The following is a 14,777-nucleotide window of genomic DNA, read 5'->3' on the forward strand; positions in this document are numbered from 1 at the left end:
GGGTTCAACTCCTGTTTTTGATTTCGGCGGCGGACCGTTCCGTCTGCGCCACTTGCCACTGGCCACGGCGTTTTCGCTTGGCCTGGTACATTGCCGCATCGGCGGCGTCGAGCAGGCTGGCAGGGTCAGTGCCATCGACCGGGTAATAGGCGATGCCGACACTCAGCGAGGTGGCAATGCTGCTGCCACTGTCCAACTGCACCGGCAGCTTCATGCTGGCGACGATCTTCTCGGCGATGAGCTCGGCGTCTTCACGCGAATGCAGCGGCGTCAGCAACACCGCAAACTCGTCACCGCCCAGGCGCGCCACCAGGTCGTGCTCACGCAGTTGGGCGCGGATGCGGTCGGCAACGCTGATCAGCACCTCGTCGCCTACGGCATGGCCCAAGCTGTCATTGATCTGCTTGAAGTGGTCACTGTCGAGGAACAGCACCGCCAGGTGATCCTGCTGGCGCGCAGCATTGCGCAGGCAACGGCTGAGGCGCCCTTCGAAGAAGGCGCGGTTGGGCAGGCCGGTCAGGCTGTCATGGCTGGCCTGGTGGGCCAGGGTCTGGTTTTCGCTCTGCAGGTGGCTGTGCCACACCTCCAGTTCATCGAGCAAGGCGTTGAAGTCGTTACCCAGCTCGTTGAGTTCGGCGATCGGCGCCTCCGGCACGCGACGGTCGAAGCGCCGTTCGCGCCGCGCGGCATGAGCAACGCTGGCCAAGCCGCGCAATGGCCGGACGATGTCGCCGAGCAGGCGCCGCGACAAGTACAGGGCGATGACTGCGCTGAGCACCATGCACAACAGGATCCCGCCCAACCCGCCGAGCAGGAACAGCAACAGGCTGCGGCCTTGGCCAATCAGCTCGATGTGCCCGACCTTTTGCTGCTGGTGATGGATCGGCAGGTTGACCGGTTCGTCCAGCAGCGTGGTAGCGACAAGGGTTTCCAGGTGGGCGAGCATGCCGCTGTCGTTGCGTTGCCAGTGGGCCAGTTGCTCACCGTCATTGTTGAACACCTTGGCGTCGGCCACCTCTTCGGTACTGGCGATCAGCGCCAGCGCCTCATTGGCTGCGACGCGGTCGTCGAACACCACGGCGGCTTCCACGGTGTAGGTGATCGAGCGGGCGATCAGGTGCAGGTTGTGGTTGGCATAGACCTGCAGGGCAAGCACGCCCAGCACGGTCAGCGAAACACCGACCAGGCCTACGGCGAGCAGGGCAACATTGAGGTGCCCACGGCCGAGCACCGAACGCAGGGTCGGGCGCATGCGCTTGTTGGCAGCTTTCATGGCTGCGCACCTCGGCGCCGGGACAATTGCAGCACGCTGGGGTGGATGCGTACGCCCGAACGGGCCACGGAGTCGAGGTTCACTTCAAAGGCGACCTGCTGATCGCTGACCCGCAGGCAGAACAAGCTGCCGACGGTACAGGGGTCGTCGGCCTCGCTGATGCTCAATACCGGGTGACCGCTGACGCGCTGGAACAACCGATCGCGTTGGCCTTGATCGAGCTTGCCGATGTAAATGGCATCGCAGGCCTGGGCGACTTGTGCATCGTCAGCCAGCAGGCGACGCACCTGCAAAGGCCGCCCGGATTCCTGCACATGCCCTTTGATCAGGTCGTCGGCGTACTCGGTAGGGCCGACCAGGCACAGGCGCAACGGCGCAGGTTCGGCTGGCCAGCGTGCGTAGCTGAAGATTCCCAACACCACCTGGGTGACGGCCTTGGCGCGTTGCTGTGCTTGCACAGCGGTGGCTGAGGATTCCGCCCAGGCAGGGCCTGCCGGTAGCGACAGGGCGGCCAGCAACAGCGAAAGCATACAGCTCGTCAATCGCCTCCCGGCCACGGTCATGTGGGAAATCTCTCGAAGTCCTTTCAGATATTGGCGCAACGATAGCACATGGCCGCCAACCCTGACTTGCGTGGCTTTTGTAGGAGCGGCCTTGCGTCGCGAAAGGGCTGCGCAGCGGCCCCGGCGATCTTGTTGCAACCACAGAACCTTGTTGCAACACAGAACCTGGGGCTGCTGCGCAGCCCTTTCGCGACGCAAGGCCGCTCCTACAAAGGCCGCGCCGCAATGATGGCAGCAGTGGGCGATTCAGACCTGTTCGAGCATCAAGCCGGAAATCCGCCGTACCTTGCGTGACACCGCCTCTTCGAATATGCCCTGGCGTGGCTCGATCAGGCTGAAGCAATGCTTGGCCCGGGTGATGCCGGTGTACACCAGCTCCTTGGTCAACACCGGGTTGAGGGCATCCGGCAGCACCAGCGCGGTATGGCTGAACTCCGAGCCCTGGGACTTGTGCACGGTCATGGCAAACACGGTTTCCACCTCGTTGAGCCGGCTTGGCAAGACAAAACGTACTCCGCCGTTGCCATCGTTACGCGGGAAGGCCACCCGCAGCAGCGGCTCGCCCCGCTCATCCGGCAGGCGCAAGGCGATGCCGATGTCACCGTTCATCAGGCCCAGGCCATAATCGTTGCGCGTCACCAGCACGGGCCGGCCCTCGTACCAGGGCTGCTGGGCGTCGATCAGCCCGGCATTGTGCAGCACCCGAGCCACCCGCTCATTGAGGCCCTCCACCCCCCAAGCGCCCCGGCGTACCGCACAGAGCAGCTGGAAGTCCTCGAAACCGTGCAGTACCTTGCTTGCCCATTGCTCCCACAGTGGGTCGTCATAAGCGGTGCCAGGTGCCGGCCGATAACGCCCCAGGGTCCGCAGGTAACTGCGATAGCCTTGCGGGCCCTCGGCGCCGCGGTTGAGGCCGTCGAGCAGCAAACGGTCGAAGGCCCGGTCCTGTTCGTTCTTAAGCGACAGGCCATTCACATCGGGCGGTGGCAGGGCGAGCAGATTGCGCGCCGCATGCGATTCCTGACGGTTGACCAGCCGAGCCAATTGGCCAATACCGCTGCCCTCGCCGAAGCGCCGGGAAAAACGCAGCATCACCACTTGCTGCGCCAGCGGATTGCGCTGCGCATCACCGGCCACCAGGCCACTGCCCTGCAGCGACTGGCCGCCGATCTGCTCCAGCCACGCCTGGGTCGCGGCCGAGTAGCAACCGTCCTCGGCATCCCGGCACAGGTCACCCAGTACCGCACCCGCCTCGACCGAGGCCAACTGGTCTTTATCACCCAGCAAGATCAGCCGCGCGCGAGGTGGCAGCGCATCGAGCAGGTTGGCCATCATCTCCAGGTCGATCATCGAGGCCTCGTCCACCACCAGCACGTCCAGTGGCAACGGATTACCCGCATGGTGGCGGAAGTGCCGCGACCCTGGGCGGCTGCCCAGCAGCCGGTGCACGGTGCTGACCTCGGTGGGGATCTGCCCGCGCACGGCAGTACTGACCTGCAGCCGCTCGACCTGCTGGCCGATGGACTCGGTCAGGCGCGCCGCCGCCTTGCCGGTCGGCGCGGCCAGGCGAATGCGCAAAGGCCTGCCCTGCTCCACCGCCGGCGCCTGCAGCAAGGCCAGCAACCGCACCACCGTGGTGGTCTTGCCGGTGCCGGGGCCGCCAGTGATGATGCTGAAGCCGGCCCGGGTCGCCAGGGCGCAGGCAAGCTTTTGCCAATCGACCTGGCCAGCCAGGGCGCCTTCGTCGAACAACTGGCCCAGGCGAGCCGGCAAGTCGCTGGGCGCTGCCTCGTGCTGGCTCAGGCGCTGGCGCAGGTTGTGGTCGATGCGCCGCTCGTAGCTCCAGTAGCGGCGCAGGTACAGACGCTCGCCACTGATCACCAGCGGCCGCGCCTGCTGGCCGGGTGTGTCACCACTGGCCACCAGTGGGCTGGCCGCGATGCGCTGACGCCAGGCCTGAAGGTCCAGACCGGCAAGCAGTTGCGAAGGCAACAGCAAGGGGCCGATCAGGGCGTCACCTTCCGGCGGCAGCGACAGCGCGAAGTCTGGCTCGGCCAGGGTCTGCTGCAGGTCCAGGCAGACATGCCCATGGCCCAGCTGATGGCTTGCCAAGGCTGCCGCCAGCAACAGCAACGGATCGCTGCCGGGCGCACGTTCTTCGAGAAACGACACGAAGGCACGGTCGAGGGCACGCAGCCAGCCACGCTCGACCCAACGGTCCAGCAGTAGCAGCAGGTCGCCGCTGTCGCGCTGCGGCGCGAGGGCCAGCAGGTGCTCGGCATGCAAGGGGGTGGGCAACAGGTCGGTGAGGCTTCGGCTCATGGCGCGGCTCCGGCAAACAGGTCCTGCTGCTCGGGCGCAGACTCACCCCGGAACAGTGCATCGAGTGCTTCGATCAGCACACGCGGCGGCTTGGCGAAGTACACGCCATGGCCGCTGCTGCTGGCACCACGCAGGAAGATGAACAGGGCGCCGCCGACATGGCGGTCGTAATCGTAATCAGGCAGCCGGGCGCGCAACTGACGGTGCAGGGCCAGCAGATACAGGACGTACTGCAAGTCGTAGCGATGCTCGAGGATGGCTTTTTCCATGGCCAAGCTGTCGTAAGCCTGGACGTCCGGGCCCAGCCAGTTGGATTTGTAATCGGCCACGTAATAGCGCCCGTCCAGTTCGAAGGCCAGGTCGATAAACCCCTTGAACATGCCGTTGAGCAACGTCGGTTGCGCCGCCGGGCGCGCATGGCCTGGGTGGGTGTGGCGCGCCACCAGCCGATCGAGCTGTTCGGCGTCGACCTGATGGCTGGCGAACCAGAACTCCATTTCGATCTGGTAATGACGCAACTGCGCAAGGGTCAGGCTTACTTCCTGGCCCAGGACAGGCATTGGTTCGTTCAGCAACTGGTGCAGCCAGGGCGTCAGCGTCGCGATCCAGCCGGTCCAGTCACGCCGATTGCAGCGCTGCCCGACGGTGCGTTCGATCAGTTCAAGGTTGCCGCTGACCTCGGCGAAACCTTCACGGCCGGCCCACTCCAGCAGGCCGTGCAGGAAGGTGCCGGGGTTCGGCCCCCGCGGGAAGCGGTGGATATCGCCGCCTTCTGCCGGCAACTCGCGCAGTACCTGGGCGTCGACCACTTCGTCATCCAACAGTTGCTGGGCCTGCGAGCTGTCGGCGCCGAGAGTCTGCTCGCCGACGCGCAGGGCACTGTAGGACGCGATCCACCAGTTCTCTGCGGCCGCCCGCCGGGGTTTGCGCGCAGGCAGCAGCTCACGTTCGGCATGCGGCATGCGATACCCCTGATCGTCGGCCAGCGGCAGCGGCGGGCAGGCAATGTACGGGCAGGCCGATGCCAACGCCTGCAGCCAGCCCGCCAGTTGCTCGGAACTCGGCAGGGCAAGGCCACCGCCCAGCAGGTAACCGAGCGCCGAACGGTGCAGTTGCGAGTGCTTCTGGTTGCCGCGTTTCAGGTCGGCGACGCCAAGCCAGCAGGCATGCTGGGCGCGGGTCAGAGCCACATAGAGCAGGCGCAGGTCTTCGGCCAGGCGCTCGTAATCGGCCCGGGCGATCTGCTCTTGATCAGGCGTAAGGGTCAGGTGGGCGTTGCCTTGGCTGTCATGCCAGGCCAACGGCAGGCGCGTACCGTCTACCGGCTTGCTGGTGCAGATGAACGGCAGGTAGACCAAGGGGTATTCCAGGCCCTTGGACTTGTGGATAGTCACCACCTTGACCAGTTGCTCATCGCTCTCCAGCCGCAGGATCTGCTCTTCGCCGGCCTGGCCGGAGCTGGACAGGTGCTCGGCCAGGTGACGGATCAACGCCTGCTCGCCATCCAGCTCACCTGCCGCTTGTTGCAGCAATTCGGCCAGGTGCAGCAGGTTGGTCAGCACGCGCTCGCCGTCACTGCGGGCGATGAGCGTGCGCGGCAGCTGGAAGTCATGCAGCAGGTGCCGCAGCATCGGCAGCACACCCTGGCGCTGCCAGGTCTCGCGGTAGCGACGAAAACGCATGACCCAGTCTTCCCACACGCGCTCGTCCTGGTTCAGCTTGTCCAGCGCGGCCAATGACAGGTCGAGGGTGAGGCTGGCCAGGGCGGCCTTGAGCAGGCGCTCCGAGTCCGGTTCGGCGCAGGCCTTCAGCCACGCCAGCAGGTCATGGGCCTCCTGGGCGGCGAACACCGAGTCCTTGTCGGACAGGTACACGCTGCGCACATCCCGAGCAGCCAGCTCGCCACGGATCATCTGGGCTTCGTGGCCGTCGCGCACGAGGATGGCGATATCCGATGGCAGGCAAGGGCGCAGTTCGCCTTCGCCGTTACGGAAACCCGCCGTGCCCTGCTGGCCACCGTTGAGCAGGGCGACGATATGGCTGGCGCAGCTGGCCGCCAACTGCTGACGGTACAGGGTGCCCGAGACCGGTTCTTCGCTCTGCAGTTGCCAGCATTGCAAGGCTGCACACACCTCGCCATCCACCAGCAGCTGTTCGCCACGGCCTTTGGCACGCACCTCGATGAACGGCAACGGGTTGTCTTCGGCTTCACGGAACAGGAACGCCCCTCGCCCCTGGCTTCGCGTCTCGGCCTGGAGGAACACCTGGTTGACCGCCGCGACCATCGCCTGGCTCGAGCGGTAGTTGGTGTCCAGGCTGTGCAGGCGCCCGGTGGTGGCACGCCGGGCGGCAAGGTAGGTATAGATGTCGGCGCCGCGGAAGGCATAGATCGCCTGCTTGGGGTCGCCGATCATGAACAGCCCGGTTTCGGTGCGGTTTTCGGTGATCTGGTAGATCCGCTCGAAGATGCCGTACTGGACCGGGTCGGTGTCTTGGAATTCGTCGATCAGTGCCACCGGGAACTGCTCACGAATCAACCCGGCCAGGCGCTCGCCGGCCTCGCTGGCCAGGGCATGTTGCAGGCGCAACAGCATGTCGTCGAAGCCCATTTCGGCGCGCCGACGCTTCTCCACTTCAAAACGCGCCGAGACCCAGCTGGCAGCATGTTCGAGCAGCCGCGCATCCGGGCTGGCCAGCGCCTGCAATTGCTGCTGCAGCGTCTGCATGGCACGCAGCCCCGGGTGATCGGGTGGCTCGCCTGACTTCCAGGCCTCGGCCATGCCGGCCGGGGTCAGGCGGGTGAAGCCGGTACCCAGGTCGAGTTCGACGATGTGTTCGTCGGCGGCCCATGCGCTCAGCTTGTCGAACCAAGGTTCGAAGTAGCGTGCCTGCATCTTGCGGCCGTCGGCCAGCTTGGCGGCCACGGCATCGCGGCAGATCTGCCGCAGCTCATCAGCCCACTGTGCCCAGGGCGCCTTGAGCTGGGCCAACTGCTCGGTACGTTGCGCAAGCGCGTCTTCAATCAACGCCTCGGGTTCTTGCTCGTGCTGCTGGGCCCGTACCCGACCGAACAGCGGGCGAATGCGCGGCAACAGCGCGTCGGGGCTGCCCCAGTGGCCACGCACCCAGGCCAGCGCCTCACCCTGCATGCCATAGCAGAACCGCCGCCAGTAATCGCGCATGACCTGGCCAAGCAGGTCGGTGTGATCGGTCTCCAGCGTCTGGGTGAACAGGCTGCCGCTGTCGAACGCGTGCTCGCGAAGCATGCGTTGGCACCAACCGTGGATGGTCGACACCGCCGCTTCGTCCATCCATTGCACGGCGATTTCCAGGCGGCTGGCGCAACGCGGCCAAGCTTCTTGCGGGTAATCGCTGCGCAACTGATGCAGCAGTGGGTCGGCCGCTTCAAGCTCGCCACGGAAGAACCGCGCCGCTTCGGCCAGGCGGGCCCGTATGCGTTCGCGCAGCTCTTTGGTGGCGGCGTCGGTAAAGGTCACCACGAGGATCTGCGGGGGCAACAGCTCACGGCCGAAAGCCTGTTCGCCGCCGTGGCCGAGGATCAGCCGCAGGTACAGCGCCGAGATGGTGAATGTCTTGCCGGTACCGGCGCTCGCTTCGATCAGCTGGCTGCCATGCAGGGGAAAACTCAGTGCCAGGGGACGGTCCAGCGTCATGCGCCACTCTCCGGGTTGCCCAGGGCCTGCCAGGGTGCGTTGAACAATGGGCGGTACAAGGTTTCGCACCAGCCTTCAAAGGTTTCGTCGGCGCTAAGCGCGGCGAAATCACGGAACTGCCGGGCCAGGGCAATACTTTCGCTGCGCTCGCCGAAGCTGTTGCGCTCGTCACCTTCATAGGCACGGGCCGCTGCGGCCAGCGCCTTGCCGGCATCGTCCTGGCCCAGCCAGGCAAAGGCGGTCTTAGCTGCCACCGACAGTGGCGCGTTCATTGCCGCCTGGCGCGCTACCAGCAGGTCGCCGAGCAGCTGCGCCGCCTCACCTTGCGGCAAGGGCGCGAGCAGCAGGGTCAGGTCACTGGCCACCAGCGCACTGTTAAGCGGGTAACCCGCAGCACAGGCGGCCAGGTGCATGACCCAGGGCGCGATCAGCCGGTGCCACTTGTAGTTGTTGCGCCCGGCGCTGATGGTGTTCGGTACCGTGGTGATACTGAGCAGGCTTTGATCTTCTGCCTGGTAAACCCGGCCCAGCCAGCCTTCGAGGCGATGCCTGCCCTGTTCGAAATGAACAGGCAATGCGCCTTCGACCAGGTGAGGCCAGCGTTGCAACAACTGGCGATGGCGTTGCAGCAGATCGGGCAGCGGCTGGATCAGCTCGGCCTGCAAGAGCTGCCCGAAACCGGCAAGGGGTAACAGGCCACAGGCTTGCAGGCGGCGGGCCTGCGCCTGCAAGGCAGGCTCGGCATGGTCCGGGTCAGCCAATGCGGCATTCAACAGGCTTTCGGCGGCACCATAGCGTTGCAAGGTATCGAGCACGAACGGCTCTTCATCCGGGGTCGGCGCCTCCAGGGCCTCGAAGAACACCTTCAAACGCTGGCTGAAGAAGTGCCGCACCGGGTGGCGAAGAAAGTCGTGCAGTTGCGTCAGGCTCAGCGCTTCATCATCGACGTAGGGCGGCAGATCGGGATCGGGCTGCGCGACCGCCTGCCCGGGCAGATGCAGCACCTGCCACTCATGGGCGAAGCTGAACAAAGGGCTGCCCTTCTGGAAGTAACGCGGGCTGAACGGCTGTAGCGGGTGCTCCTGCGTCAAGGCATGCAGCAACCGCTCGTCCGGCCCAAACCCTGGGCCCGCGTCGGTGCCGGCCAAACGCCAACCTGCAGCCACATTGTCGCGTAACTGGCCGATAAGCACTGAGGCCGGGCGCTCACTGTTGTCGCGGATACTGCGCCCGACCCAGCTGACATACAGCTGATCGCGTGCCGACAGCAGGGCTTCGAGCAGCAAGTAACGGTCATCCTCACGGCGCGAGCGATCACCGGGGCGGTAGTCGCTGGCCATCAGGTCGAAGTCCAGCGGCTGCTGGGCGCGGGGGTAGTCACCATCGTTCATGCCCAGCAGGCAGACCACCCGGAAGGGGATGGCGCGCATGGGCATGAGGGTGCAGAAGTTTACCGAGCCGGCGAGGAAGCGCTGGGACAGCTTGCCCTGATCCAGGCCAGACAACCATGCTTCGCGGACCACGGTCAGCGGTAGCGAGTCCTGCAGGCCGACGGTTTCGCACACTTGCAGCCAGGCATCGCGCAAGTCCTGCAGCTGCATCAACAGAAACTCGTCGTGCTCACCTTCAGCCAGGAAGAACACCTGCAACAAGGCATTCAGGCGTTCGCCCCACTGGGTGACGGTCGCGGGCTGGGCCAGTGCCTGGCACGCCACATCCAGGGCATCCAGCAGGGCCACCAGCGGGCCGATCAGTGCAGCATCCAGGCCGCCGATTTCGTCATAGGGTTCAATGCCATCACAGCCCTCACCTACGCCAACGGCATAACCCAGCAGCATACGCCGCAGGCCGAACCGCCAGCTGTTCTGCTCCAAGCCTTCCGGCAAGCCCAGGCTGGCGCGCTGCTCGGCATCCAGGCCCCAACGGATACCGGCGCCTTCGATCCAGCGATGCAGGGTGGGCAAGTCACTCTCACGGATGGCGAAACGAGCGCGTACCGCCGGCACGTCGAGCAGGTCGAGCACTTCGCTGACGGCGAAACGGCTATCCGGCAACTTGAGCAGGTGCTCCAGGGCAATCAGCAATGGCTCCCGACCGCGTTGGCCTTGATCGGTGAGGGTGAACGGAATGTAGCGTGGGTCATGACGCTGCAGCTGCCCGAATACGGCGCGGATATGGGGCGCGTAGGTGTCGATTGCCGGCAGCATCACGATCACGTCGCGCGGGCGCAGGGTAGGGTCGGCGCTGAAGCGTGCCAGGAGCTGGTCGTGGAGAATCTCCACCTCGCGCTGCGGGCTGTGCGCGACGTGAAAGCGCATCGAACGGTCCTGCCCGAGGTCAACTTGCGGCCAGCGCTCACGGGTTTCGGCGAGCGGGCGCAGTTCAAGGATGTCATCTTGCAGCTGGTTGAGCAGCGTGGTCGGCGAACCCTCGCTGAACAGGTCGATGCGCCCCTCGCTGAACACACCGCGGTAGCTGCCCGGGTCGTCATAGCTGTCGAGCAGGTTGATGTAGTCACGGCCCTGCTTGCCCCAGGCGGCCAGCAGCGGATGCGCGTGCTGGTGCAGGGATTGGTCATCCAGCAGCAGCGGCATGCCCTGCTTGCGCTGTTGGCGCTTGTACTGATGGCGCAGCAGGTCTTTGTCGGCGACGATATCGGCCCAGTGATGGCGGCAAGGGTTGTGAACGCAAAGCAGTACTTGGCTGAACCGGGCCAGCCCAGCCAACGCCTCCAGTGCCTGAGCCGGCAGGGAAGAGATACCGAACACGATCACCCGCGATGGCAGGCCCGCAGGGGCTTGTTCCAGGCTGTTGATGCGCTCGATGAAACGCTGATGCACGCCCGCGCGACTCTGCGCCATGCCTTGTTCGCCGACATCTTCCAGCAGGGCGCGCCACAGCTCGGCCTGCCAGCGATTGCCAGGGGGCAGCGCTTTACGCTCGCCCCGAGCGGTATTGAGGACGTGATCACCGCCCGCCCAGTCCTTGAGCCAGTCGGCTCGGTAGACCTGGTATTGGTCGAACAAGTCGGCGAGGCGCTCGGCAAGCTGATAACGCTTGCGCAGGTCGCTATCGTCGGTAAGAAAACGCCGCAAGGGCTCGAAGTGCTCGCGCTCGATCAACGACGGCAGCAAGCGCATCAGGCGCCAGGTCAGCGGCGCCTTATCGAGCAAGGACACCTCAGGGATTTCATCGCGGCCCAGCACTCGACGGTAAAGCTGCCACATGAAACTGCCGGGCAGTTGCACATCGATCGCGGCCGCGATGCCACAGCCGCCCAGGTCACCCTCTTCAGGGTCTTCAGCCAGCGCCAGTTTCAGCCACTGGGCAATGCCGTTGCTTTGCACCAGGGCAATTTCGTTTTCCAACGGCGCTAACGGGTACCGACGCATCCAGCTCACCACCAAGCTGCGCAAGTCGTCTAGGCGGTTGCCATGCACGATCATGAAGCCGGGCTGAAGGGTGGTGGTGTTGACCATTGAGCATTCCCTGGAAGGCAGTGGGTTCTGATGCGGAACCATATCACGGGGCATGGCCGGGCTTATGGCGAGCATGGCGACAATTCTTTTCCAGCCGCAAAGACAAAACCCCTACCTGCTCGCGCAGATAGGGGTTTTGCGAAATGAATCTTGACGATGACCTACTCTCACATGGGGAGACCCCACACTACCATCGGCGATGCATCGTTTCACTACTGAGTTCGGGATGGGATCAGGTGGTTCCAATGCTCTATGGTCGTCAAGAAATTCTGTTGCCAGAACGTCCAGATGGACAGCCTAGCGAATTCGGATATGTGATGTTGTGATGTACATTCGAACTTTCGGTTCGTGCGTCTTCACCACCGCAATCTGCAGGAGCAAATTGCTTGGGTGTTATATGGTCAAGCCTCACGGGCAATTAGTATTGGTTAGCTCAACGCCTCACAGCGCTTACACACCCAACCTATCAACGTCGTAGTCTTCGACGGCCCTTTAGGGGATTCTAGATCCCAGTGAGATCTCATCTTGAGGCAAGTTTCCCGCTTAGATGCTTTCAGCGGTTATCTCTTCCGAACATAGCTACCCGGCAATGCCACTGGCGTGACAACCGGAACACCAGAGGTTCGTCCACTCCGGTCCTCTCGTACTAGGAGCAGCCCCTCTCAAATCTCAAACGTCCACGGCAGATAGGGACCGAACTGTCTCACGACGTTCTAAACCCAGCTCGCGTACCACTTTAAATGGCGAACAGCCATNCCCTTGGGACCGGCTTCAGCCCCAGGATGTGATGAGCCGACATCGAGGTGCCAAACACCGCCGTCGATATGAACTCTTGGGCGGTATCAGCCTGTTATCCCCGGAGTACCTTTTATCCGTTGAGCGATGGCCCTTCCATACAGAACCACCGGATCACTAAGACCTACTTTCGTACCTGCTCGACGTGTTTGTCTCGCAGTCAAGCGCGCTTTTGCCTTTATACTCTACGACCGATTTCCGACCGGTCTGAGCGCACCTTCGTACTCCTCCGTTACTCTTTGGGAGGAGACCGCCCCAGTCAAACTACCCACCATACACTGTCCTCGATCCGGATAACGGACCTGAGTTAGAACCTCAAAGTTGCCAGGGTGGTATTTCAAGGATGGCTCCATGAGAACTGGCGTCCCCACTTCAAAGCCTCCCACCTATCCTACACAAGCAAATTCAAAGTCCAGTGCAAAGCTATAGTAAAGGTTCACGGGGTCTTTCCGTCTAGCCGCGGATACACTGCATCTTCACAGCGATTTCAATTTCACTGAGTCTCGGGTGGAGACAGCGCCGCCATCGTTACGCCATTCGTGCAGGTCGGAACTTACCCGACAAGGAATTTCGCTACCTTAGGACCGTTATAGTTACGGCCGCCGTTTACCGGGGCTTCGATCAAGAGCTTCGCTTGCGCTAACCCCATCAATTAACCTTCCGGCACCGGGCAGGCGTCACACCCTATACGTCCACTTTCGTGTTTGCAGAGTGCTGTGTTTTTAATAAACAGTCGCAGCGGCCTGGTATCTTCGACCGGCATGGGCTTACGGAGCAAGTCCTTAACCCTCGCCGGCGCACCTTCTCCCGAAGTTACGGTGCCATTTTGCCTAGTTCCTTCACCCGAGTTCTCTCAAGCGCCTTGGTATTCTCTACCTAACCACCTGTGTCGGTTTGGGGTACGGTTCCCAGTTATCTGAAGCTTAGGAGCTTTTCTTGGAAGCATGGCATCAACCACTTCGTCGCCTAAAGGCAACTCGTCATCAGCTCTCGGCCTTGAAATCCCGGATTTGCCTAAGATTTCAGCCTACCACCTTAAACTTGGACAACCAACGCCAAGCTGGCCTAGCCTTCTCCGTCCCTCCATCGCAATAACTGCAAGTACAGGAATATTAACCTGTTTTCCATCGACTACGCTTTTCAGCCTCGCCTTAGGGACCGACTAACCCTGCGTCGATTAACGTTGCGCAGGAAACCTTGGTCTTTCGGCGTGGGAGTTTTTCACTCCCATTGTCGTTACTCATGTCAGCATTCGCACTTCTGATACCTCCAGCAAGCTTCTCAACTCACCTTCACAGGCTTACAGAACGCTCCTCTACCGCATCACCAAAAGGTGATACCCGTAGCTTCGGTGCATGGTTTGAGCCCCGTTACATCTTCCGCGCAGGCCGACTCGACTAGTGAGCTATTACGCTTTCTTTAAAGGGTGGCTGCTTCTAAGCCAACCTCCTAGCTGTCTAAGCCTTCCCACATCGTTTCCCACTTAACCATGACTTTGGGACCTTAGCTGACGGTCTGGGTTGTTTCCCTTTTCACGACGGACGTTAGCACCCGCCGTGTGTCTCCCATGCTCGGCACTTGTAGGTATTCGGAGTTTGCATCGGTTTGGTAAGTCGGGATGACCCCCTAGCCGAAACAGTGCTCTACCCCCTACAGTGATACATGAGGCGCTACCTAAATAGCTTTCGAGGAGAACCAGCTATCTCCGAGCTTGATTAGCCTTTCACTCCGATCCACAGGTCATCCGCTAACTTTTCAACGGTAGTCGGTTCGGTCCTCCAGTCAGTGTTACCTAACCTTCAACCTGCCCATGGATAGATCGCCCGGTTTCGGGTCTATACCCAGCGACTAAACGCCCTATTAAGACTCGCTTTCGCTACGCCTCCCCTATTCGGTTAAGCTCGCCACTGAATATAAGTCGCTGACCCATTATACAAAAGGTACGCAGTCACCTAACAAAGTAGGCTCCCACTGCTTGTACGCATACGGTTTCAGGATCTATTTCACTCCCCTCTCCGGGGTTCTTTTCGCCTTTCCCTCACGGTACTAGTTCACTATCGGTCAGTCAGTAGTATTTAGCCTTGGAGGATGGTCCCCCCATATTCAGACAAAGTTTCTCGTGCTCCGTCCTACTCGATTTCATTGATAAGAGATTTTCGTGTACGGGGCTATCACCCACTATGGCCGCACTTTCCAGAGCGTTCCACTAATCTCAAACCAACTTAAGGGCTGGTCCCCGTTCGCTCGCCACTACTAAGGGAATCTCGGTTGATTTCTTTTCCTCAGGGTACTTAGATGTTTCAGTTCCCCTGGTTCGCCTCTTGCACCTATGTATTCAGTACAAGATACTCAGCTTATGCTGAGTGGGTTCCCCCATTCAGAGATCTCTGGATCACAGTCTGTTTGCCGACTCCCCAAAGCTTATCGCAGGCTACCACGTCTTTCATCGCCTCTGACTGCCAAGGCATCCACCGTATGCGCTTCTTCACTTGACCATATAACCCCAAGCAATCTGGTTATACTGTGAAGACGACATTCGCCGAAAATTCGCATGCTGCTCAGTTAAGAGCACATCACAAATTTTACCTTAGCCTGATCCACTACCAGTGAAAGTAGTGTTCAGTCTATTTCTATCACATATCCGAATTTTTAAAGAACGATCTGACAAAAG

At 62.0% G+C, this 14,777-nt stretch carries 5 protein-coding genes and 2 rRNA genes; all 7 read right to left on the bottom strand.

Annotated elements, in window-relative coordinates; genetic code table 11:
• Positions 1-4: 4 nt before the first annotated feature.
• The 7 genes from dgcN to PC358_RS24155 all read right to left on the bottom strand — a co-directional run bounded on the left by dgcN (position 5) and on the right by PC358_RS24155 (position 14,601).
• Complete coding sequence (gene dgcN / locus PC358_RS24125) at positions 5-1,273, bottom strand: diguanylate cyclase DgcN/YfiN (RefSeq protein WP_033702981.1); 1,269 nt, start codon at positions 1,271-1,273, stop codon at positions 5-7.
• Positions 1,270-1,836 carry a regulatory sequestration protein YfiR gene (gene yfiR / locus PC358_RS24130; RefSeq protein WP_033702982.1) on the bottom strand — a complete coding sequence of 189 codons (567 nt, stop codon included), beginning with the start codon at positions 1,834-1,836 and terminating at the stop codon, positions 1,270-1,272. The genes dgcN and yfiR overlap by 4 nt, the downstream gene beginning before the upstream one ends.
• 246 nt (positions 1,837-2,082) lie before the next feature.
• On the bottom strand, positions 2,083-4,158 hold the full coding sequence (gene recD / locus PC358_RS24135) for an exodeoxyribonuclease V subunit alpha (protein ID WP_033702984.1): 2,076 nt from the start codon (positions 4,156-4,158) through the stop codon (positions 2,083-2,085).
• Entirely contained in the window at positions 4,155-7,832 is a 3,678-nt protein-coding gene (gene recB / locus PC358_RS24140) for an exodeoxyribonuclease V subunit beta (protein WP_033702986.1), read from the bottom strand. The genes recD and recB overlap by 4 nt, the downstream gene beginning before the upstream one ends.
• A complete protein-coding gene (recC, locus tag PC358_RS24145; protein ID WP_033702987.1) occupies positions 7,829-11,311 on the bottom strand; it encodes an exodeoxyribonuclease V subunit gamma in 3,483 nt (1,160 codons plus the stop codon). The genes recB and recC overlap by 4 nt, the downstream gene beginning before the upstream one ends.
• Positions 11,312-11,459: 148 nt before the next feature.
• Positions 11,460-11,575: ribosomal RNA gene (gene rrf, locus PC358_RS24150) — 5S ribosomal RNA — on the bottom strand.
• Between the two features lie 133 nt (positions 11,576-11,708).
• A 23S ribosomal RNA gene (locus PC358_RS24155) occupies positions 11,709-14,601 on the bottom strand.
• Positions 14,602-14,777: the final 176 nt, after the last annotated feature.

This window comes from Pseudomonas capeferrum, from assembly GCF_000731675.1.
Taxonomy (GTDB): domain Bacteria; phylum Pseudomonadota; class Gammaproteobacteria; order Pseudomonadales; family Pseudomonadaceae; genus Aquipseudomonas; species Aquipseudomonas capeferrum.